General features: G+C 69.5%; 20 protein-coding genes, 1 tRNA gene and 1 other RNA gene. 9 read left to right on the forward strand and 13 right to left on the reverse strand.

Annotated features, from left to right (window positions below; translation table 11 throughout):
* Positions 1 to 46 precede the first annotated feature (46 nt).
* The 7 genes from AB0K35_RS22340 (at position 47) to AB0K35_RS22370 (ending at position 8,317) form a co-directional block, all read left to right on the forward strand.
* On the forward strand, positions 47 to 307 hold the full coding sequence (locus AB0K35_RS22340; protein ID WP_238666578.1) for a YciI family protein: 261 nt from the start codon (positions 47 to 49) through the stop codon (positions 305 to 307).
* Positions 308 to 1,054: 747 nt separating this feature from the next.
* Positions 1,055 to 3,565 carry an FxSxx-COOH system tetratricopeptide repeat protein gene (fxsT, locus tag AB0K35_RS22345; protein WP_363887272.1) on the forward strand — a complete coding sequence of 837 codons (2,511 nt, stop codon included), beginning with the start codon at positions 1,055 to 1,057 and terminating at the stop codon, positions 3,563 to 3,565.
* Between the two features lie 64 nt (positions 3,566 to 3,629).
* The gene (locus AB0K35_RS22350; RefSeq protein ID WP_363887274.1) at positions 3,630 to 4,133 is read left to right on the forward strand and encodes a hypothetical protein; all 504 of its coding nucleotides are present in this window, start codon (positions 3,630 to 3,632) and stop codon (positions 4,131 to 4,133) included.
* Between the two features lie 53 nt (positions 4,134 to 4,186).
* Positions 4,187 to 6,724, forward strand: coding sequence for an FxSxx-COOH system tetratricopeptide repeat protein (gene fxsT, locus AB0K35_RS22355; RefSeq protein ID WP_363887277.1), 2,538 nt, complete (start codon positions 4,187 to 4,189; stop codon positions 6,722 to 6,724).
* A 51-nt stretch (positions 6,725 to 6,775) separates the two neighbouring features.
* Positions 6,776 to 6,976, forward strand: coding sequence for a hypothetical protein (locus tag AB0K35_RS22360; protein WP_363887279.1), 201 nt, complete (start codon positions 6,776 to 6,778; stop codon positions 6,974 to 6,976).
* A gap of 111 nt (positions 6,977 to 7,087) precedes the next feature.
* Complete coding sequence (locus tag AB0K35_RS22365; protein ID WP_363887281.1) at positions 7,088 to 7,501, forward strand: hypothetical protein; 414 nt, start codon at positions 7,088 to 7,090, stop codon at positions 7,499 to 7,501.
* 243 nt (positions 7,502 to 7,744) lie between these two features.
* Positions 7,745 to 8,317, forward strand: a complete 573-nt coding sequence (locus AB0K35_RS22370) for a tyrosine-type recombinase/integrase (protein ID WP_363887284.1) — start codon at positions 7,745 to 7,747, stop codon at positions 8,315 to 8,317.
* 84 nt (positions 8,318 to 8,401) lie between these two features.
* Here the strand turns inward: AB0K35_RS22370 and AB0K35_RS22375 are convergent.
* Positions 8,402 to 8,474, reverse strand: a tRNA-Ala gene (locus AB0K35_RS22375).
* Positions 8,475 to 8,562: 88 nt separating this feature from the next.
* Entirely contained in the window at positions 8,563 to 9,153 is a 591-nt protein-coding gene (locus AB0K35_RS22380) for a YqgE/AlgH family protein (RefSeq protein WP_238666580.1), read from the reverse strand.
* A gap of 321 nt (positions 9,154 to 9,474) precedes the next feature.
* On the opposite strand from AB0K35_RS22380, the gene mdlC reads away from it, so the two are divergent.
* Positions 9,475 to 11,070: a benzoylformate decarboxylase gene (gene mdlC / locus AB0K35_RS22385; RefSeq protein WP_238666581.1), complete on the forward strand. Its 1,596-nt coding sequence runs from the start codon at positions 9,475 to 9,477 to the stop codon at positions 11,068 to 11,070.
* A gap of 6 nt (positions 11,071 to 11,076) precedes the next feature.
* Here the strand turns inward: mdlC and AB0K35_RS22390 are convergent, their stop codons facing one another.
* From AB0K35_RS22390 to pruA, 10 genes are all read right to left on the reverse strand, one after another.
* Positions 11,077 to 12,030, reverse strand: coding sequence for a hypothetical protein (locus AB0K35_RS22390; RefSeq protein WP_363887287.1), 954 nt, complete (start codon positions 12,028 to 12,030; stop codon positions 11,077 to 11,079).
* A gap of 45 nt (positions 12,031 to 12,075) precedes the next feature.
* Entirely contained in the window at positions 12,076 to 12,585 is a 510-nt protein-coding gene (locus AB0K35_RS22395; RefSeq protein ID WP_238666583.1) for a hypothetical protein, read from the reverse strand.
* Between the two features lie 172 nt (positions 12,586 to 12,757).
* Entirely contained in the window at positions 12,758 to 13,435 is a 678-nt protein-coding gene (locus AB0K35_RS22400) for a hypothetical protein (RefSeq protein WP_363887289.1), read from the reverse strand.
* A 69-nt stretch (positions 13,436 to 13,504) separates the two neighbouring features.
* Positions 13,505 to 13,880: a transfer-messenger RNA gene (gene ssrA, locus AB0K35_RS22405) on the reverse strand.
* A gap of 104 nt (positions 13,881 to 13,984) precedes the next feature.
* Positions 13,985 to 14,464, reverse strand: a complete 480-nt coding sequence (gene smpB, locus AB0K35_RS22410; RefSeq protein ID WP_124854050.1) for an SsrA-binding protein SmpB — start codon at positions 14,462 to 14,464, stop codon at positions 13,985 to 13,987.
* 149 nt (positions 14,465 to 14,613) lie between these two features.
* On the reverse strand, positions 14,614 to 15,489 hold the full coding sequence (gene ftsX / locus AB0K35_RS22415) for a permease-like cell division protein FtsX (protein WP_238666585.1): 876 nt from the start codon (positions 15,487 to 15,489) through the stop codon (positions 14,614 to 14,616).
* Positions 15,490 to 15,556: 67 nt separating this feature from the next.
* Positions 15,557 to 16,237, reverse strand: a complete 681-nt coding sequence (gene ftsE / locus AB0K35_RS22420) for a cell division ATP-binding protein FtsE (protein WP_030331491.1) — start codon at positions 16,235 to 16,237, stop codon at positions 15,557 to 15,559.
* A gap of 118 nt (positions 16,238 to 16,355) precedes the next feature.
* Positions 16,356 to 17,477 carry a peptide chain release factor 2 gene (prfB, locus tag AB0K35_RS22425; protein WP_238666586.1) on the reverse strand — a complete coding sequence of 374 codons (1,122 nt, stop codon included), beginning with the start codon at positions 17,475 to 17,477 and terminating at the stop codon, positions 16,356 to 16,358.
* A 64-nt stretch (positions 17,478 to 17,541) separates the two neighbouring features.
* Positions 17,542 to 18,057, reverse strand: a complete 516-nt coding sequence (locus AB0K35_RS22430) for a PadR family transcriptional regulator (protein WP_238666587.1) — start codon at positions 18,055 to 18,057, stop codon at positions 17,542 to 17,544.
* 177 nt (positions 18,058 to 18,234) lie between these two features.
* Positions 18,235 to 19,863, reverse strand: coding sequence for an L-glutamate gamma-semialdehyde dehydrogenase (gene pruA / locus AB0K35_RS22435; RefSeq protein WP_238666588.1), 1,629 nt, complete (start codon positions 19,861 to 19,863; stop codon positions 18,235 to 18,237).
* A gap of 283 nt (positions 19,864 to 20,146) precedes the next feature.
* Here pruA and AB0K35_RS22440 point away from each other — a divergent pair, with 283 nt between their 5' ends.
* Positions 20,147 to 21,274: a hypothetical protein gene (locus AB0K35_RS22440; RefSeq protein ID WP_238666589.1), complete on the forward strand. Its 1,128-nt coding sequence runs from the start codon at positions 20,147 to 20,149 to the stop codon at positions 21,272 to 21,274.
* Positions 21,275 to 21,427: 153 nt separating this feature from the next.
* Here the strand turns inward: AB0K35_RS22440 and AB0K35_RS22445 are convergent, their stop codons facing one another.
* Positions 21,428 to 21,937 (reverse strand): hypothetical protein, encoded by a 510-nt coding sequence (locus AB0K35_RS22445; protein ID WP_363887293.1) that lies wholly within the window; start codon positions 21,935 to 21,937, stop codon positions 21,428 to 21,430.
* Positions 21,938 to 22,127 lie beyond the last annotated feature (190 nt).

Here is a 22,127-nt window from a genome sequence, read left to right on the forward strand (position 1 = left end):
GATCGACTAGGGTGCTTCGAAAGATCGCCCCGATGAGGAGGAACCGGTGTTCATCTTGGAGCTGACCTTCGGCGACGAACCCGACCGGCTCGCCGCCCGACCGGCGCACCGGGAGCGTCTCCAGGCCCTGCACCAGGAGGGCCGGCTGGTCATGGCCGGGCCGTTCGCCGACGACTCCGGAGCACTGCTGATCTTCGACGTCCCGGACGCCGAGGCGTTCGCGGCGGTCGTCGCCGAGGACCCCTACTACCGGACCCCCGGAGTGACGATCACCAGCCAGCGGGAGTGGTCACCGATCGTCCGGTAGCGAGGGCTTCGGCGGAGCATCCCGGTCCGATGGAACGGGCGTTCGACCCGGCGGTGCGCCGCGTACCAGTACAGCAAAAACGCCCTGGTCGGATTGTCCCGACCAGGGCGTTTCTCAAGGGTGGAGCCGAGGGGACTCGAACCCCTGACCCCCACACTGCCAGCAGCGGGCGAGGCTTGGTCAATGTCGCCGGGCGCTGCTCAACGAATCCGCCAACGTACGGAGATGTCCGCCGGGATGCACTGCCTTGGCTACTCGCGTGGCTACTCGTCAACGAGCGGGCGGCGTTACTCGGCGGGCTGCGCACCATCCTATGCCACCGGCCCGTATACATGGCGGCGCACGAGGTCATCCTGCTCCAGAATCAAGTCGACGACCTGCCAGAACTCAGAGAGCCGAGGGTGGCTCAGCCCCTCTTCACGGCTGAGCTTGCGACCGAAGATCGGACCGTCGCCTGCAACCTCGCCACCCGTTGACGAGCGTCGCAGCAGGCGTCGGCGAGCCAACTACGGGGCCAACTCGGCAGCCGAAGGTGATGTGATCGTCGAAGCGGTCGTGGCCCCAGCTCCGAGGAGCCGAGGCCGTGTGCTGTCTCCCTGCAGACCTCGGTTTGGCAATGACTGTCCGGGTGCGACTCCTCGCTGAGCAGTCGCCCGCTCGCTCGTCCCTCGTCGCTTGTCGGCTATTCGACTGGATTGCGCTTGACGGGTGGTCGCGCGGGTGTGAGCGACGGGGCACAGTGGATGCATGTGGGGGTCGGCACCTGACGGGCGCGTTGATTTGTTCATCAGCCATGCCGGCCGTGACCGGGCGTGGGCGGAGTGGGTTGGTTGGGAACTTGAAAGTGCCGGCTACAGCGTGGAGTTGGACCTGTGGGACTGGGAAGTCGGCGCGAATGTCGTCGAGAAAATCCATGACGGTCTGCAGCGCTGTGAGCGGATGCTCGCCCTGTTCTCCGAGGCCTACTTCGAAGCCGAACGGCACACCACGATTGAATGGACCGCCCTGCTGCACATCCGTGACGCTGACCAGCCGCTGATCCTGCCGCTGCGCGTCGAGGAGGTCACCCCTCCGCGCATTCTCGCCCCGCTACTGCACGAGGATCTGTTCGAGATCCCGGAGGCCGAGGCACGCAAACGCCTCCTGGCCGTAGTACGGGGCAAGCGTCGCTCCGACGGGCACCCAGAGTTTCCCGGCAGCGGTCACCGTGGTCGGGTTGGAGGCTCGGGTCCGCGGCTGCCTGGCTCACTGCCATCGGTGTGGAATGTGCCTCCTCGCAACCCCGCCTTCACCGGCCGCGATCGGATGCTTGTCGACTTGCGGCAAACGCTGGTCAGCGGCGGTCGGGCCTTTGTTCAGGCCCTGCAGGGCCTGGGCGGGGTGGGTAAGACGCAGTTGGCGGTTGAGTACGCGCACCGGTTCGCTGGTGAGTACGAGTTGGTGTGGTGGATCGCCAGCGAGCAGCCTGAGCTCATCGGTGAACAGTTCGCCGCGCTCGCTGTTGCCGCCGGCGTCGCCGACGCTGACGAGGAGGTCTCCTCCGCCATTGACGGCGTCAAGGGTTTTCTGCGATCTGCCGATCGGGTGCTGCTGGTCTTCGACAATGCCGAGGCCCGCGAAGACATTCACCCATGGTTACCAGGCGGCTCGGGTCATGTGGTGGTGACCTCGCGTAGTCCGGTGTGGGCCGGTGTTGCCCAACCGGTCGGGGTGGATGTGTTCGCCCGGTCGGAGTCGGTGGCGCTGCTGCGCACCCATCTGCCTCATGTGGGTGAAGCGGAGGCAGATCAGCTGGCCGAAGCTCTCGGTGACCTGCCCCTGGCGGTGGCGCAGGCCGCCGACCTGCTCGCCGAGACCGGCATGCCCGTCCCCGACTATCTCCGGGCCTTGGACGAGCACGCCGCGGACCTGCTCGGAGACCGGCCGCCGATCGGCTACCCGGTCCCCCTGGGCGCCGCCGTACGCGTCGCCACCGAACGCCTCGCCCGGGAAGACCCGGCCGCCGGGCAGCTACTGACCCTGTGCGCGTTCCTCGCCCCCGAACCCGTCCCCCTGCACCTGTTCCGCCACGCCCCCGACCAGGCCCTGTCCGAACCCCTCGCCGCCACCGCACGCAGCGGCATCGCCCTCGACCGGACCGTAGGACACATCACCCGCTACGGCCTGGCCCGCCCCAGCAACGAAGGCCCGATCCTGCACCGCCTCACCCAAGCCATCCTCAAAGACACCCTCACACCCGGCCAGCGCACCACCTACCGCGACCGAGTCGACCAACTACTCATCGCCGCGCGACCCGACAACGGCACCGACCCCGCCCACTGGCCCCGCTGGGCCCGACTGATGCCCCACATCCTCGCCGCTAACCCCGCCACCACCACCAACATCCGGCTGCGCCACCTCACCTGCAGCGCCGTATGGCACCTGCTCGCCCGCGGCGACGCCCGCACCGCCCTGCCCCTCGCCCACCACCTCCACACCGAATGGACCCACCTACACGGCCCCGACGACGACACCACCCTCTTCGCCTCATCCGTGCTCGCCTACGCCCACCGAGAACTCGGCAACTACCAACAGGCCCACGCCCTCGACGAAGACGCCCTCACCCGCCGCCGCCGTATCCTCGGCGACGACCACCCCCACACCCTGACCTCAGCCAACAACCTCGCCGCCGACCTGCGCCGGCTCGGCCAACGCGAGCAGGCCGGCGCCCTCCACGAAGACACCCTCACCCGCCGCCGCCGCCTCCTCGGCGACGACCACCCCGACACCCTGAGCTCCGCCAACAACCTTGCCGTCGCCCTGCGCCAGTTGGGCCAGCACGAACAGGCCCGCGGCCTCGACGAAGACACCCTCACCCGCCGCCGCCGCACCCTCGGCGACGACCACCCCGACACCCTGAGCTCCGCCAACAACCTTGCTATTGATCTAACCGAGCTTGGTCAGCACGAACAGGCCCGCGACCTCGACGAAGACACCCTCACCCGCTACCGCCGCGTCCTCGGCGACGACCACCCCCACACATTGAGCGCCGCCAACAACCTCGCTATAGATCTAAGAAATCTTGGCCAGCACGAACAGGCCCGCGGCCTCGACGAAGACACCCTCACCCGCCGCCGCCGCACCCTCGGCGACGACCACCCCGACACCCTGAACTCCGCCAACAACCTCGCCGCCGGCCTGCGCCAGCTCGGCCAGCACGAACAGGCCCAGCGGTTGATGGACGAGGTGTCTCGGTGGCGCGGGGAGGCATCGGCATGATGAACATGTCGCATTGATTCGAGCAATGGGAGTCGAGATGGTACGTCCGCCCAAGAGTGTCGAGGTGCAGCTCGACCTGAAGCTGATGTCGGTCACCGGTACCTGGGAACCCAACGACGCAGAACGCGCCGCCGCGTGGGAGCTGTACGTGGAGTTGGTCACCCGCGTCACGGTCGTGCCGCTTCAACACGGGCTTCTTCGCGAAGCCCTGTCTAGCATGTACTCGCTGTTCGACAGCACGCGAGAAGTGCTGCGCCGCTACGGTCCCGACGTTGCGGCGCCCAAGCGGAACGGTGAGCACAACCTCGGCTTCCTCGTGGTGGTGATGCTCAACTACGCCATGCGGCCCGTGCTGTCGTACTGGCATCCCGAGTTGGAAGCCTGGGAAAGCCAGCGCGCTCCAGAGGTCTCCCGTCTCGATCATGAGCGTGCGTGGCCACGCGCCGCCGAGCTGCGAGCCTCCCTCGACCTGACCCGCGAGCACATGTCCGCCTACGCCGGCCTCCTCGCCACCGCCTGCGGCGTGCCGGATCTGCGCGCAGCGATCCCCGTACCACCCGAATCCTGATTCGCAGACGGCACGACCGGGCAGAGCTGACAGAAGCGGAAGGAGGCGGCCGAATGAGCGACCCGTCTGCCAGCGGCACGCTGTTCGTGTCGCATGCCGGGCGCGACCGAGCCTGGGCGGAATGGGTAGCCTGGCACCTCCGCACCGCCGGACACACCGTCGAGCTTGACTGCGTGGACTGGGCAGCGGGCGACAACTTCATCGAACGGATGCACGCCGCGTTGGCTCGACGGAACCCACTGGTGGCACTGTTGTCCACCGCCTACCTCGATGCCAGCCGGTACACCAGCGATGAATGGACCGCGCGGCTGGCTCAACGCCGCCGAGACCCCAGTGCCCGGCTGATCCCGCTGCGCGTCGACGACGTCACCCTCGATGGCATCTGGGCACCCATCGTCGTACCCGACCTGTTCGGACTCTCAACGGCTGATGCGATCGCCACCCTGCTCACCGCTGTTGACGGCCCTCCGCCCTCCACTGTGGCACCGCCATATCCCCACGTAGGCACCCCCGCCAGCGAAGCAGGACCACGCCTACCGGGATCGCTACCGCCCGTCTGGAACCTCGCCCGCCGCAATCCCGCCTTCACCGGCCGTGACGCCATGCTCGTCACCCTGCGAGAAAAACTTCAAGCTGGCCAGCACGCTGTCGTTCAAGCTCTGCAGGGCATGGGCGGGGTGGGTAAGACTCAGTTGGCGATCGAGTACGCGCACCGGTTCGCCGGTGAGTACGAGTTGGTGTGGTGGATCGCCAGCGAGCAGCCCGAGCTGATTGGTGAGCAGTTCGCGGCGCTCGCCGCCGAATGCGGGATCGCGCCCCCCGGCACCGACACCCCCACCGCAGTGCACAAGCTGCGGGGCCATCTACGCCAGAGCCTGCGGTGGCTGATCATCTTCGACAACGTCGAAGACCGCAATGCCATCACGGATTGGCTACCCGACGGCTCGGGTCATGTGGTGGTGACCTCGCGTAGTCCGGTGTGGGCCGGTGTTGCCCAACCGGTCGGGGTGGATGTGTTCGCCCGGTCGGAGTCGGTGGCGCTGCTGCGCACCCATCTGCCTCATGTGGGTGAAGCGGAGGCAGATCAGCTGGCCGAAGCTCTCGGTGACCTGCCCCTGGCGGTGGCGCAGGCCGCCGACCTGCTCGCCGAGACCGGCATGCCCGTCCCCGACTATCTCCGGGCCTTGGACGAGCACGCCGCGGACCTGCTCGGAGACCGGCCGCCGATCGGCTACCCGGTCCCCCTGGGCGCCGCCGTACGCGTCGCCACCGAACGCCTCGCCCGGGAAGACCCGGCCGCCGGGCAGCTACTGACCCTGTGCGCGTTCCTCGCCCCCGAACCCGTCCCCCTGCACCTGTTCCGCCACGCCCCCGACCAGGCCCTGTCCGAACCCCTCGCCGCCACCGCACGCAGCGGCATCGCCCTCGACCGGACCGTAGGACACATCACCCGCTACGGCCTGGCCCGCCCCAGCAACGAAGGCCCGATCCTGCACCGCCTCACCCAAGCCATCCTCAAAGACACCCTCACACCCGGCCAGCGCACCACCTACCGCGACCGAGTCGACCAACTACTCATCGCCGCTGAACCCGACGATGGCACTGACCCCGCTCGCTGGCCCCGCTGGGCCCGGCTGATGCCCCACATCCTCGCCGCTAACCCCGCCACCACCACCAACATCCGGCTGCGCCACCTCACCTACCGGGCTGTGTGGCACCTGTTCGCCCGCGGCGACGCCCGCACCGCCCTGCCCCTCGCCCACCACCTCCACACCGAATGGACCCACCTACACGGCCCCGACGACAGCATTGCCCTCTCCGCCGCGTCCCTGCTAGCACACGTCCACCGAGAACTCGGCAACTACCAACAGGCCCACGCCCTCAACGAAGACGCCCTCACCCGCCGCCGCCGTACCCTCGGCGACGACCACCAGAACACTCTGGTTTCAGCCACCAACCTCGCCTCCGACTTGACTCGGCTCGGTCAGCACGAGCAGGCCCGCGCCCTCGACGAAGACACCCTCATCCGCTACCGCCGTACCCTCGGCGACGATCACCGGCACACCCTGGACTCAGCTACCTGCCTCGCCGTCGACCTGGGCCAGCTTGGCGAGCACGAGCAGGCCCGCGCCCTCAACGAAGACACCCTCACCCGCTACCGGCGCGTCCTGGGCGACGACCACCCCCACACCCTGATCTCAGCTACCTGCCTCGCCGTCGACTTGAGCCAGCTCGGCGAGCACGAGCAGGCCCGCGCCCTCGACGAAGACACCCTCACCCGCCGCCGGCGCGTCCTGGGCGACGACCACCCTGACACCCTCCGCTCCGCCCACAACCTCGCCATCGACCTACGCCAGCTCGGCGAGCACGAGCAGGCCCGCGCCCTCGACCAAGACACCCTCACCCGCCGCCGGCGCATCCTTGGTTACGACCACCCTGACACCCTCCGCTCCATTCACAGCCTCGCCCTCGACTTACGCCAGCTCGACGAGCACGAGCAGGCCCCCGACCTCAACGAAGACACCCTCACTCACCGGCGTTCAGTGCTGAGCAAGGACCACCCCGGTCCGAAAGGACCTGAGGCTAAATGAATCCGGCGTATAGGTCGACTCGTCCGTCGCCCACCAGGCCAGCTGCCTTACATGGCGGCTGACCTGCTGTTTTTTCGGTTGCTGCCGGTCATTGTTGGTCGTCTCTGGTCGCCCTTTGACGGCCCGGTGACGGCCCATACGTCCCAGGGACGGCCCAAGAAGGCTCCGTCGGCCGTCTCGCCGGCGGAACTTGACTGCTTCGTCCCGAAGGAACCACCGGCCGTCGGTGAGCTGTGCCAGCAGCAGGGCTGAGCTGCCAGCCTCTGTCAGATCTTCGACACTCCTTGAGATCGCAGCTTTGTGCCCACCTCCGCAGATTGTTCGGATTAGGAGTGCTTCCTATTCCTGGGTGGTGGGCTTTCTGTGACCAAGCAGCGCCGGGTAGTGTTCGCCAGAATCAATCGCCGCAACAACACCCTCGGCATTCGCCCCTTCGCGGATGACATGAGGGCACTTGCCGACAGCCGGCTGACGACATTCGTTGTGCCGGCAACGCCCGAGCGGCCGGCCCGCGCCTGGTACGCCGCCGACATGCGCCTAGCCATGGGCGACGACTTCATGACTGGGGTCTTGGGGTACTCGGTGGTTGATCAAAAGCGCTACTTCGACCCGGATAGCTGGTCGTGGATCAAGGGGGCCACCGAAGACTCCGACGCTGCGTCCCAGGACACTGTGGTTCCGTTCGCCGTCGACCTGCGGGAGCACAACCGCCGGGCCGTCATCGGCTCGACGTTCTGCGGCCCGAGCACCTGTCACGGTTCTACGCGAGCAAATTGAGCGCGGGCCTGTCGGCCTACTCCCTGCGGTACCTGCACGCACAGATTCGACGAGCGTTGTCCGTGGCGGTCACCTGGGGCCTGATCGCCCGCAACGTCGCCGTCTCGGTACAGCCACCATCCCTCCCTCACAAGGAGGTCAGTCCGCTGACCGTGGAGGAGGCACGGCGGTTGCTTGCGGCGGCACACGGGGACTGGATGGAGGCCCGGTGGGTGATCGGCTTGTCGCTCGGACTGCGCCAGAGTGAAGTACTCGGTCTGTGGTGGGAAGACGTCGACCTTGAAGCCGAAACCCTCCGGGTGCGTCGTCAGCTCACCAGGGCGAGGCTCGCCGGGCGAAAGGCTCTCCTTCGGCCCGCTGAAGTCGGCCAGGTCCATGCGAGTCCCACTCCTGCCGGCACCCCTGGTGGTCGCCCTCCGCCGACATCAGCATCGGCAACGAGGGGAGCGCGTCGCGCTCGGCGATGCATGGGCGGACGCTCGGCTCATCTTCGCCTCCACCACGGGCGGTCCGGTCGACCACCGCAACGACACCAGGGCCTTCAAGACGCTCCTGGTGGCGGCGAATGTTCGATGCGAAGAAGTCGCCGGCGTTGGCGGATCAGCTCGTCTGGTGCCGAAGGTCCGTCTTCATGACCTGCGGCACACCGCCGCCACGCTCCTGCTCGCCCAGGGCGTGCCGGCCCGGGTGCTCATGGAGCTCCTCGGTCACTCCCAGATTGGCGTCACCATGAACATCTACAGCCACGTCATGCCCACTCAGCTCGTCCAGGCTGCTGACGCGATGGAGAACGTGCTGTGGGGCGAGGACAAGTAGCTGTGGCTACTTGCTTGGCTACTTTCGCCGCCAGGAACGACGAAGGGCGCCCGTCATCTCTGACGAACGCCCTGGTCTCAAGGGTGGAGCCGAGGGGACTCGAACCCCTGACCCCCACACTGCCAGTGTGGTGCGCTACCAGCTGCGCCACGGCCCCTTGCTGTTCTCCCGGTCGCCCGGGCACTGGGAAACTATACACAGACGGGCCCGCATGGTCATCTCGCGGGGTCCCCCGCCGGGCCGGGTCAGTTGAGCGCCACGTCCGGCGGGAAGTGTGCGACGGCTGCCATCATCCCGCCCTGCCGACGCAGCACCATCGGCCACAGGTCGTCGGGCCGGTCGACGAAGGCGTCCCCGGGTAGCCCGTCCAGCACGAACCAGGACCCGTCGGCGATCTCCTGCTCCAACTGGCCGCTGCCCCAGCCGGAGTAGCCGGCGAAGACCCGGATGCCGCCGATGCTCTCCCGCAGCCGCTCCGGGTCGACCGAGAGGTCGATGGTGCCGACCGCCCCGGAAACCTGGTGGAAGCCCTTCACCCGGCGCATCGGGTGTCGCATCCGGGCGAGGCAGATGGCCGAGTCGGGCTGCACCGGGCCACCCTCGAAGAGCACCGCCGGGTGGCGGGCGAGGTCGCTCCAGTCACCGAGCACCTCGGCCACCGGCACCTCGGTGGCCCGGTTCAGCACCACACCGAGCGAGCCGCCCGGTTCGTGGGCCACCAGCAGCACCACCGTACGGTCGAAGTTCGGGTCCTTGAGCGCCGGAGTCGCGACCAGCAGCCGCCCGGTCATCGACTCCATCGCTCGTCCGCCGATCGCCTGGCCCTCTCCCTGCATGCCACACACCCGTCAACCGTGAGCCCGCGCCGGGCGCCGGTCATCGACCGGATCCGCCCGCCGCATCGGGTTCAGCCGCGCTGTCAACGCCATGCCTGGCACCATAGCCTGCGTGCTGGGTGCTGGCTAAGGTCTGACCGGCGGGTGATCGGACAGTTAAGACGAAGGGCCGCCGCACGTGCCGGCGGAGCTCCCGGTGATCGACCGATCGGGACCACCGACGGCCGAGAAACGCCCGAAAGGTCCGTCACATCCCGATAGATTCGGCTGATCGGGAGGGTGACCGCGGTTGCCCCTGCCCGCGACACGGAGGCGGGTGCGATGGCAAGTGTCCGGGACGCGACGTACGACGTGCTCCGCACCCTCGGTATGACCACTGTCTTCGGCAACCCCGGTTCCACCGAGGAGCCGTTCCTCCAGGACTTCCCCGCCGACTTCCACTACGTCCACGCGCTGCACGAGGCGACGGCCGTCGCGATGGCCGACGGCTACGCCCAGGCCAGCGGAGTGCCCGCCCACGTCAACCTGCACACCGCACCGGGCACCGGCAACGGCATGGGCAACCTGGTCACCGCCTGGCACAACAAGACCCCGCTGATCGTCACCGCCGGCCAGCAGACCCGGGAGATGCTGCTCCTGGAACCCCGGCTGACCAGCCGCCGATCCACCGAGCTTCCGCAGCCCTACGTGAAGTGGGCCTACGAGCCGGCCCGTGCGCAGGACATCCCCGCGGCGATGCTGCGGGCGTACGCGACGGCGGTGCAGCCACCGGCCGGGCCGGTCTTCCTCTCCCTGCCGATGGACGACTGGGCCCAGCCAGCCGATCCGCCGCCCGCGCCGCGAACGGTGGCCACCCGGTTCGCGCCGGACCCGCAGCGGTTGGCGGAGTTCGTCAGGGTGCTGGCCGGCAGCCGCAACCCGGTGCTCGTGTACGGGCCGGGAGTGGACCGCTCCGCTAGCTGGCCGACAGCCGTCGCCCTGGCGGAGCGGCTGGCCGCGCCGGTCTGGTCTGCTCCCGCCCCCGAGCGGGCGGTGTTCCCCGAGGACCACCAGCACTTCCGCGGCGTGCTGCCGTACGCGATCGGTCCGCTCGCCGAGGCGCTGCGCGGACACGACACGGTGCTGGTTGTCGGCGCCCCGGTGTTCCGCTACTACCCGTACGTGCCGGGCGGGCACCTGCCCGACGGCGCCCGCCTGCTGCACATCACTGACGACCCCGACGAGGCCGCCCGAGCCCCGGTCGGTGACAGCCTGCTCAGCGACCCGGGGCTGGCCCTGGCCGCGCTGGTCGAAGGGGTGCCGCCGAGCGACCGGCCGGCACCCACCCGACGGGACGCACTGCCCCCGCCGGAGGTCGGCACCCCGCTGAGCGCCGACGCCCTGTTCGCCGCGCTGGCCGCACACTGGCCGACCGACGGCGTGCTGGTCCAGGAGTCACCATCCAACCTGTCCGCGCTACGTCGTCAGCTTCGGGTCACCCGCCCGGCGTCGTACTTCACGATGGCCAGCGGCGGCCTCGGCTACGGCCTGCCGGCAGCGATCGGCATCGCGCTGGCCGAGCGGGACACCGGGCGCGGTCGCCCGGTGGTGGCGGTGATCGGCGACGGCTCCTTCCACTATTCGGTACAGGCGCTCTGGACGGCCGCGCGCCTGGCACTGCCGGTGGTGGTCGTCGTGCCGGTCAACCAGCAGTACGCGATCCTCAAGGCGTTCGCCGAGCTGAAGCACACTCCCGGGGTGCCCGGCCTGGACCTGCCGGGGTTGGACGTCACGGCGATCGCGGCCGGCTACGGCTGTGCCACGCAGGTGGTGGAGACCCCCGATCAGTTCGGCGCGGCGCTCTCCGCCGGGCTGCGCGCCGACCGGCCCACCGTGTTGCCGGTGCCGATCAGCACCGACGTGCCCAGCATCCTGTGAACCGGATCAGCGCGGTGCGATCGCCAGCGGGGCGCCGGTGAAGACGTCCAGCACCGGGCGGCTGCCCAGCGGCGCCGCGAGGGTTACGGTGACCGGCTCCAGTTTCAGCATTGCGATGCATTCGCCGGTGGCCCGGGTGACACCGCCACCGACCACCACGACGTCCGGCCGTTCCCACACCAACGGCGTGATCCCGGTGTCGCACGCGCCGACGCCGAGGCGCACCGTCAGCCGGGCGTCGTCGACGGCGGCCAGGTCCTGGGCCGCCACCAACCCGTCCGGCAGCGGCCGGGCCGGCGGGGTCGGCTCGGGGACGGGGGTGACCGCCGTGGGCGCGACGGCGAGCCGGACCACGGGGGTGGCCAACTCCTTGATGGTGAACAGCCAGGCCGGGACCTGCGCCACGCCCCGACTCGTGCGCACCGGCACGGCGCCCAACGTGACAGCGGTGACGGTGAGCGGGAGGCAGGCGGTCTGCGTGCTGCTCGTGGCCCATCCGTCGGGCCCTGGTTCGACGGTGGGGCCGCCGGGGGTGGGCCGTCCGGGCCGCTTCGGCCGCCCCGGGCAGGGCAGTGGGTCACCCTGGTCGAGCTGCCGGTACGCCTCGGCGGCGCTGACCAACGGCAGCGTCAACCGTCCGTCCGGGAATTGGATCTCGCCGCCGACCCGGGTGGGCGGTATTCCGACCTGCTCGCGGTACCACCCGGCCCGGAAGGCCGCCTCGGTCTCGGGGGTGAAGCCCGGGTCACCGGTGAGCAGTGTCGGCCCCTCCAACGGCACGTAGCCGGTGCGCCAGTCGGGGCCGGGCCGCCACGCCTCGGCGACCTCAGCGGCGCGCTGGTCGAAGGCCTCCGCCCCGTGCGTCGGGTTGGGCGGGCCGCCGGCCGGACCGGCGTCGGTCGCGGCACAGCCGGCCATCAGCAGCAACGGGAGTACGAGCAGCAGGGCAGGCCGATTCATGTACGGTTCGACGCCTCCGCCGACCGGCCGGTTCCCCACCTGAGCTCAGGTCTCGCCTCCCAGATCCGTCTGGTACGCCTCCCAGAGCAGGTCGGCGCCGCGCCGCCGATGCCGGGCCAACCGGCGCAGCAGGTGCCCGGCCCGGTGTCGCAACTCATCGGGGCGCGTCTCGGGCCGCTCGGCGATCTGCTGAACCGCCAGGATCGCGGCGACGATCGCCACGTGTTCCCGGGTCAGCAGCCGCACCCCGTGGTCCAGCCGCGGCGACTGGGTGAGCAACTCCCGGTATAGGCCGGTGGGACCTTCGGTCACCCGGACGTGCTCGGCGAAGCCCGTGCGCACCGGACGCAGCCGAAGGAGAACCTCCTCGCGCCAGCACGGGTCGGTGCTGGCGACGGCGACTGCCCGGCCGAGGGCGTGCACGTCACCGGCGAGGCCGGCCGGGCGCGGGGCGCCGGGTAGACCGATGGAATGTGGATCGGCGGGGAGCCCCGCCGGATGCGCGACGCGCGGTCGGGCGACGACTGACGGCTGCTGGACCGGACCGGTGACCATGGCACCTCCCGCGCTGCGGCGCTGCTACCCCATACCGCGATGGTGAGGCTGCCCGGACCGCCCTGTCCAGGGCCCTGAGCCGTCTCATCTGCCCCGTTGACCCCAGTGACCCCACCAGCCCCGTTGATGCGGCCTCCAGCGCCGCGCAGGCCTGCTGGGAGTACGACCCGGCTCAGTCGGCCGACGTACGCTCCGCCAGCCGGCGCAGGCGGTCGGCCACGGCGCGCGCGTCACCGGCCCGCTCGTCGCCCGGTCGACCCGTGGTGATCGCCTCGGCCAGCGCTCGCAGCTCGGACGGCGGCAGGACGGGCAGCCCCATGCCGCGCAGTGGGATGGTGACCCCCCGGGCGCTCCCCGGGGCGGTCGCGAGGATGGCCCGCGTCTGAGGTCCGCCGGCCGGACCGTCGTCGTCCGCCTCGCGGTACGACACAGCGCCGGCCTCGATCCGGGCGGTGGCGAGGTCGACGGTGCTGGTGCGCAGCGCACCGCGTACCCGCGCCCGGCTGCCGTCCAGCCAGGCGGCCGTGCGGAGCACCCGCAGCACCAGGTAGAGGCCGAGCAGGACGAAGGGCAGGCCGCACAGGCCGATGAACGGGCTGGGGCCGGACTGGTTCGGGTCGGCGGAGTCGCGTAGCCCGGGCGGCAGCAGCCCCGGCGGCAGGTCGCGAGCCTCCTCATAGGAGGCGAACGCGTCACCCGGCCCGGTCAGTCGGCGCAACAGCCCGTCGGCGACGAGAGGCAGCGCCACGAACGCCGCGCCGACGGCCGTGAGCAGGACGCCGAACACCACCGCCACGACACGCTGGCCGGGCGACGCGCCGACCGACAGGCGCAGCTCCTGGTTTGTCACAGGGGGCAGCGTAAGACCCCGCGAACAACGAAGCGCCCCGGCTGGTGGGCCGGGGCGCTTCGTTCGAGGTGGTGGAGGTGCCGGGAATCGAACCCGGGTCCTTCGCCGGTTTGTCAGGGCTTCTCCGAGCGCAGCTCGCTGTGCCTCTACTCGGCCCCACCGCTCACGCGAGCAAGTTGGTGTGACGGGCCCAGTCGCTGATTAATCTCGCCGCACGGACCCCGCGACCGGGTCCGATTGGCCAGCCTCCTAGCTGATGCCGGCTACTGGGACGAAGGCGTTCCCAGGCCGACAGACTTAGCTACTCGCCTCAGGCGGCGAGAGCGAAGTCAGCGCGATTTTGCTTGGCGCTTATAAGTTTCCGACGACCGATTCTCGAGACGACGTCGGCTTCCTCGGCTCGCTTCCCCTGTCGCTGCGTACGAAGTCGAAACCAGTCACCCCCTCGACAGGCCGCCGATGTGGCGGCACTGACAAGACTAACGCCTGCCGCAACAGCTTTCATCCCGAGCCCCGGGCCGGCACGCCGACCCGGACAAACGGGATGACCTAGTCGTCCATCCCCTTGCCGCGTCGACCGGACACCCGGGCGATCTCCCGGTCCGCGTCCCGCTTGGCGAGGTCCTGGCGCTTGTCGTACGACTTCTTGCCCTTGGCCAGGGCGATCTCGACCTTGGCCCAGCCGTCCGAGAAGTAGACCTGCAACGGGACGATGGTGAAACCGCCCTCGCGGGTCCTGCCGAGGAGCTTGTCGATCTCACCCCGGTTCAGCAGCAGCTTGCGGGTACGCCGGGGCTCATGGTTGGTCCAGGTGCCCTGGGTGTACTCCGGGATGTGCATCGCGTGCAGGAACAACTCGCCGTCACGTTCCTGCGCGAACGCGTCGACAAGTGATGCTCTTCCGGCCCGAAGCGACTTGACCTCGGTGCCGGTCAGCGCCATGCCCGCCTCGTACGTGTCGAAGATGGCGTAGTCGTGACGCGCCTTCTTGTTGGAGGCGACCACCTTGCGCCCCTTTTCCCGTGGCATCGGTGCCACCCCCTCTCCTGGCGTCCGCGGCCGGGCTCACCCCGGCCGGACAACCGATCATGCTACCCGAATGACAAGGACCCTCCCGCGCCGTTTATTTCCGGCTGCGGGAGGGTCCTCGGGAGGCGACGGGACGACCCGTACGGTGCCTAGACCCGCAGGTAGAAGCGCAGGGTGATCCAGGCGGTGCCCGCGCTGACCAGACCACCCACGCCGGCCATCAGCGGGAAGATGAACAGGATGTCGCCCCAGGTGATCGGCGAGAGCAGACCCTGCAACGCACTCAACGACCCGTCGAAGAGCAGATACTTCGCCGCGACCAGGGCCACCAGACCGAGCAGTGAACCGATCAGGCCGGCCACCACGGCCTCCAGCACGAACGGCGCCTGGATGAACCAGTTGGACGCGCCAACCAGCTTCATGACCGCCACCTCACGCCGCTTGCTGTACGCGGCCACCTGAATGGTGTTCGCGACCAGCAGCAGGGCGGCGATCGCCATCACGATGGCGGCAGCCAGGGCGATGTTCTGGATCGAGGTGAGGATGTTGAAGATCTTGTCGAGCAGTCGACTCTGGTCGATGATCTCCTCGACGCCCGCGGTGTCCTTGTACTGCTCGTAGACGTCCTTGTACTGCTCCGGGTTGTTCAGCTTGAGCCGGAACGCCTCGGGAAGCTGGTCCGGCTTGACCGCGTTCACCAGGTCCGGCGCGTCCTGGTACATCTCCTTGAAGCGCTTGTACGCCTCGTCCTTGTTGACGTAGAGGACGTCCTTGACCAGGGGGTCGCTGTCGAGCTTGGTCTGGAGGTCGGTGCGCTCCTGCTCGGTCACCTCCTGGGTCAAGAAGATCGAGACTTCGATGTTCTTGTAGTAGAGGTCCTTCATGTCGTCGACCTGGCGGTACATGAGACCGCTGGCGCCGAGCATGGTCAGCGAGACCGCCATCGTGATGATCATCGCGATGGACATGGTCACGTTGCGCCACAGTCCGACCAGTACCTCGGACAGGACGTATTTCACGCGCATCGGGATTTCCTCCGGGTCTCCGGCATGAGGTGTTCGTCGTCAGGCTGCGCAGGGGTGGAGCGCCGGCTCACCCGTAGACGCCGCGGGCCTGGTCACGCACGATGCGACCGCTCTCAATCTCAACGACGCGGCGGCGCATCTGGTTCACGATGTTGGAGTCGTGGGTGACCATCACGACGGTCGTGCCGGTGCGATTGATCCGGTCCAGCAGGCGCATGATCTCAATCGAGGTGTCCGGGTCCAGGTTTCCGGTGGGCTCGTCCGCCAGCAGGATCAGCGGACGGTTCACGAACGCCCGGGCGACGGCGACCCGCTGCTGCTCACCACCGGAGAGCTCGTGCGGGTAGCGGTGCTCCTTGCCACCGAGCCCGACCAACTCCAGCACCTCCGGCACGACCCGGCGGGCAACCGCCTTCGTCTTGCCGATCACCTCGAGGGCGAACGCCACGTTCTCGTAGGCGGTGCGGTTGGGCAGCAGCCGGAAGTCCTGGAAGACGCAGCCGATCGAGCGCCGGAAGTGGGGTCGCTTCCAGGAACGCATCGACGTGACGTCCTTGCCGTTGACGACGACGCGCCCCTTGTTGGGGGCCACCTCGTGCAGCAGCATTTTGATGATCGTGGACTTGCCGGAGCCGGATGGACCGATGAAGAAGACGAACTCGCCCTTCTCGATCGAGACGGACACGTTGTCGAGCGAAGGCCGGGACGCCTTCGGGTACGTCTTCGTCACTTGCTCAAGCTGAATCACGGGTGGTGAGTCTACGCGGTGTAACAACTGAGCCAAGCCCCACGCCCCGCCGATCCGGCACGAGTCGTCGAATCAGGCTCCTACCTGGAGATCGACGACGCGCTCCGCCCGCGCGCCGTCACGCACCGTCGTTGGCGAGCTGCCGCTGCTTGCGCCAACGGATGCCGGCCTCGATGAAATCGTCGAGGTCGCCGTCGAAGACCCCGCTCGGATTGCCGGTCTCCTGCTCGGTTCGGAGATCCTTCACCATCTGATACGGGTGCAGGACGTAGGAGCGCATCTGGTCGCCCCACGAGCTCGTGCTGCCGCTCTTGAGGCCGGCCATCTTCTCTTCCTCCTCCTGGCGCTTGCGCTCCAGGAGCCGGGCCTGGAGCACCCGCAGCGCGGAGGCCTTGTTCTGCAGCTGGGACTTCTCGTTCTGGCAGGTCACCACGATGCCGGTCGGGATGTGCGTCAGGCGCACCGCCGAGTCGGTCGTGTTGACGCTCTGCCCACCAGGCCCGGAGGAGCGGTAGACATCGACCCGAACCTCGTTCTCCGGGATGTCGATGTGGTCGGTCTGCTCGGTGACCGGCAGAACCTCGACGCCCGCGAAGCTGGTCTGCCGACGACCCTGGTTGTCGAACGGGCTGATCCGGACCAGCCGGTGCGTGCCCGACTCGACGCTGAGCGTGCCGTACGCGTACGGCACCTTGACCGCGAAGGTGGCCGACTTCAGGCCCGCCTCCTCGGCGTACGAGGTCTCGTAGACCTCGGTGGGGTAGCCGTGCCGCTCCGCCCAGCGCAGGTACATCCGCAGCAGCATCTCGGCGAAGTCCGCGGCATCCACGCCACCCGCGCCGGCCCGGATGGCGACCAGCGCCTCCCGGGAGTCGTACTCGCCGGAGAGCAGGGTACGGACCTCCATCTCCTGGATGGCCTTGGTCAACCCGGTGATCTCCGACTCGACCTCGGTCAGCACACCCGGGTCGGCCTCGGCCTCGGCCAGCTCCAACAGCACCTGGGCGTCGTCGAGGCCGGAACGCAGGCTGCCCAGCTTGCTGATCTCGCCGTTGACGTACGACAGCTGCGAGGTCACCTGCTGGGCCTTGGCCTGGTCGTCCCACAGGTCGGGGGCGGATGCCTCCTGCTCCAGGCGGGCCTTGTCCTCGTGGAGCCGGTCGAGGTTGAGGACGGCCTCGATGTTTCGCAGGGTCGCGTCGAGTTCCTTGAGCTGTTCGGCGTAATCGGCAGCGGTCACGACAGACAAGCGTACTGTGCCGGGAGCGGAGCAGCTCGTTCCCTATGCACGAACCCGCTGACCGTCACCCGACGGGGGCGGACTTCAACCACGACAGGGCCGCCCGGTGGTAGGCGACGGCGAACTCCAGCGCGCTGGCGTCGTACGTCTCGCCGTCCCGTTTGGCGTTCTTCACCTGCTCCCGGACCTGGGCGAGGGCCTCGGTGTGGTATTCGTTGGCCGAGGCGTACAGGCCCTTCAGCTGGCTGGCCGAGTGCAGGTTGCCGAAGGCCATCCGGAGCGCTATCGGGTTGCGGATGGTGTCCCGCCCCGGGTTCTCCGCGAGCCAGCGGGAAAACGTCCGTTTTCCGCTGGCGGTGAGTGCGTAGGGCTGGCTCATCCGCGGGCCCGGCTTGCCGAGCCGCACGTAACCCCGCTCAGCCAGCACCGGCAACTCGCGGTACACCTGACTGCGGGTCATCGACCAGTACGGCGCCAGACGGCGCTCAGCGGCGGCCATCAACTGACCGCCTGTCATCGGGCCCTCGTGGAGGAGGCCGAGCAGGGCCGCCGCCGTAGGGTTGACTCCGGAATCCGCCATGGCCACTACGCTGCCACTTTGCGCACCCGGCGTCCAGGATTTGCCGGTTTGCCACCCGACAGGACTTCCTAAGTGCACTGTCGGCGGCAGACTGTCCGCTGAGGACTATCGATGGATTGCCACATTCCGGGCGTCCGCCGGCGGCGCCCACGCGCGCCGCCGGCGGGTCGTCGCCGGTCAGCCCATGTGCGGGTACGTGTGGTCGGTCGGCGGAACGAAGGTCTCCTTGATCGTCCGCGGGGAGACCCAGCGGACCAGGTTCAGCCAGGAGCCGGCCTTGTCGTTGGTGCCGCTGGCACGGGCGCCGCCGAAGGGCTGCTGCCCGACCACCGCGCCGGTCGGCTTGTCGTTGATGTAGAAGTTGCCGGCCGCGTACCGCATGCGCTCGCCGACCGACTCGACGACCCGGCGGTCGGTGGCGAACACCGAGCCGGTCAGCGCGTACGGGGCGATCGACTCCGCCTGCGCGACCACGTCGTCGAAGCGGGCGTCGTCGAACACGTGCACGCCCAGGATCGGCCCGAAGTACTCGGTGGTGAAGGTCTCGTGGGCGGCGTCGCCGCACTCGAAGAGCGTCGGTCGCACGAAGTAGCCGACCGAGTCGTCGGCGGTGCCACCGGCCAGCACCCGGCAACTGTCGTCACCGGCGATCAGCTCCAGCGCGGCGGTGTGCCGGGCGAACGCCTTGTCGTCGATCACCGCGCCGCCGAAGTTGCCGAAGTCGGCTACGTCACCGTAGGTCAGCGAGTCGGCGGTGGCGGCCAGCCGGTCCCGCAGCCCACCCTCCCAGATCGAGCGCGGCACGTACGCCCGCGAGGCCGCCGAGCACTTCTGGCCCTGGTACTCGTACGCGCCACGGATCAGCGCGGTGTGCAACGCGTCAACGTCTGCGCTGGTGTGCGCGACGACGAAGTCCTTGCCGCCGGTCTCGCCGACCAGGCGCGGGTAGCCCCGGTAACGGGAGATGTTGTCTCCCACCGTCCGCCACAACTGCTGGAACACCTTCGTCGAACCGGTGAAGTGGATGCCGGCCAGATCCGGGTCGGCGAGCACGACATCCGAGACCTCCTCGCCCCGGCCGGTGACCATGTTGATCACGCCGGGCGGCAGGCCGGCGGCCTCGAACAGCCGCATGGTGAAGTGCGCGGCGAACTGCTGGGTCGGCCCCGGCTTCCAGACCACCGTGTTGCCCAGCAGGGCCGGCGCCGACGGCAGGTTGCCGGCGATGGCGGTGAAGTTGAACGGGGTGACCGCGTAGACGAAGCCCTCCAGCGGGCGGTGGTCGAAGCGGTTCCAGACGCCGGGCGAGGACGCCGGCTGCTCCTCGAGCAGGCGACGCGCGAAGTGCACGTTGAACCGCAGGAAGTCGATGAACTCGCACGCCGCGTCGATCTCAGCCTGGATCGCGGTCTTCGACTGGCCGAGCATGGTGGCGGCGTTGAGCGTGTCCCGCCAGGGGCCGGCGAGCAGCTCGGCGGCGCGCAGGAAGATCGCGGCGCGTTCCTCGAAGGGCAGCGCCCGCCACATGGGTGCGGCGTCCTTTGCCGCCCTGGTCGCGGCGCGCGCGTCGTCGTGGGTGGCGTGCGCGGTCACCCCCAGCACGTGGGCGTGCTTGTGCGGCTGCACCACGTTGATCGGGTCACCGCCGGCCATCCGCTGCTCACCGCCGATGGTCATCGGCAGGTCGATGCGCTCGGCGGCGAGTTCGGTCAGCCGCCGCTGGAGCCGGTCCCGGTCGGGGCTGCCCGGCTCGTAGTTGCGAACCGGCTCGTTGCGCGGCTCGGGAACGGAGAACACGGCATCCATCAAGGCTCCTGGCGATCTCGACAGCAGTGGCGAAACCGGACCCGCGGGCACCGACCGGATGGCCGGACACCGGACGCCGCACGGGAGGCCGAGCAGCGGCGGGACCTCCCCTGATTCTCCCACGACGGGCCACGCGACCCACCTCCGCCACCGCCCTGCGCCAAGGACCGCCCCACCCCTCCTCCCCTTACCGACCGCTCTCGATCCGTCCCGGGGCGACAGCCAGCCCAGCGGGCCCGCGTACCCTGAATGGTCGGTGACCTGCCGCCTCGAAGGGGAGACGATGACCAAGCAGCCCGGCCGCGTCCCGGCCGCTGAGTCGGACGAGCCGGCGGTCGACGCGGCCAGCGCCGGCAGTCGGCCGCTGCCCGCCCCCGGCGCCGCAGTGCTCGCGCTGCTGGCGCTCGGTTGGCTGGCCGCCATGCTCTGGTCCACCCGGGAGGCCATCACCTCGGCGGCGGCCGGGGTCACCGCGATCAGCCTCTCCGCGTTCGCCCTGCCCGGCGTGATCTCGGCCGCGCTGGTGGCCGGGGCGGCCGTCGCACTGGCCGGTGGCAACCTGCTGGCCCGCCGCTACGGCGACTGGGCCACCCTTCGCTTCGCCGGGGCGATCGGCGGCGGAATGCTGGTCGGGCTTGCTGCCGCGGTGGCCATCAACCTCACCTACTTCGACACGTCCACCACCAACGTGATCGCCGGCACCACGGCGGCTGCGGCGATCATCGGGGGCGCGCTGGCCGGCGCGCGGACCGCCCCGGCGGTCGGAGCTGTCATCACCGCCGCGCTGGGCACGCTGATCTTCGTTGTCGCGTTCAGCCGCGCCCGGGACCCGCTGTTCGACCTCTTCGGCTCCGGCGACAGCCAGGAATCGTTGATCAACGCGGCCAAGTGGGTGTCGCGTACCGAATCGCTCGTCGCCGGGCTGCTCGCCGGGCTACTGGCCTTCGGATACCTGACCTGGGCACGGCGTCGAGCCGTCCGCCGCGATCCCGAGGCCCCGGCGCTGCGCTGGCCGGCCTACCTGCTCGCCGGCGCCGGGCCGGGGCTCCTCCTGCTGCTCGCCGAAGTGATCATCAGGGTTGGCGGCCGGTCGCTGCTCGACCTTGCCAGCGCGCTCAGTGAGGCGGACGCGGTAGCCCAGACATCGCTGGGCACCTCGCGGGTGGACAACGGCATCTGGGTGCTCTTCGTGGGGGCGCTCACCGCGCTCATCGCGTTCGGCCGCACGCTCAGCCCGGCCCACGGCGACGACGACGAACCGACCCACCGCCCGGACCCCGTCACGGACCAGGTCGACCCGGCGGACGACAAGCCGGGCTACGCCAAGGCGTTCGACGCCGACCCGGCCGAGACGTTCGACGCAGCCGACGCGGCCGACGCGGACCCGGCGAAGGCGGACCCGGCTCGCTGACGCCTGACCGCAGCCCCTGTTGCCGGGCCGGGACGCTGGTTCCGTTGACGTCATCTCCGAGGGCGACTGGAAACTGATCAACCCCTGACCGAGACGTCCCTTAAGCCCGGGCCGGATGTCCGACTCAGGCTGCTACCGGGGGCGGCGTCCGGCTCAGTCGGTAGCGCGTAGCAGGTCGTCCAGCTCCGTCACGTCGTACCACTCCAGCTCGTGGTCCTCTGCGCCGTCGACGGTGAACTGGGCATCAGGGTCACCAGCCGCCGCCTCGGCCACGACGTCGACCGCCGCGCCGACCTCCTCGGCCGCATCCGCGCCGTCCACGTGGATTGCCGCGACGGCGCCCACCGGCACGGCGTCGGTCAACGTCACAGCGCTGGAGCCCAACTCACCGTCGCCACGCCCGATCGCTGCCGCCGGCAGGTCGACCGAGATGACCACGCGACGGCGGGGAGCGGTCGGGTCGGCCCGGAGCAGGTGCAGGGCGTCCTGGGCAGCCCGGGTGAAGGCGACGTACTCCAACTCCTCCTCGTCACCCTCGGCGTACCACTCGCGCAGGGCCGGAGTCACGGCGTGCGCCTGGTCGGCGGCCAGCCCCTCCACACGCAGCCGGGCCAGCATCGGTACCGTCGCCGGTACGTACACCCGGACAAGCTCGTCGGTCACCTGTCGTCTCCCCGCGTCGTCCACCACCGGCGGACGCCGGCACGGGCGCCGATCATGCCGCACGCCGTGACCGTCATACACCCCGCCTCCGGCCGGAGGAAGTTCCCAGCCGGTGTGTCCCGCGTGGTTGGTCCGCCACCGACCCGGTGCGGTGCTGGGCGGCGAGGGCTGTCGGTGGCAAACTGAGCCA

The organism is Micromonospora sp. NPDC053740 (assembly GCF_040677775.1).
Lineage (GTDB): Bacteria > Actinomycetota > Actinomycetes > Mycobacteriales > Micromonosporaceae > Micromonospora > Micromonospora alfalfae.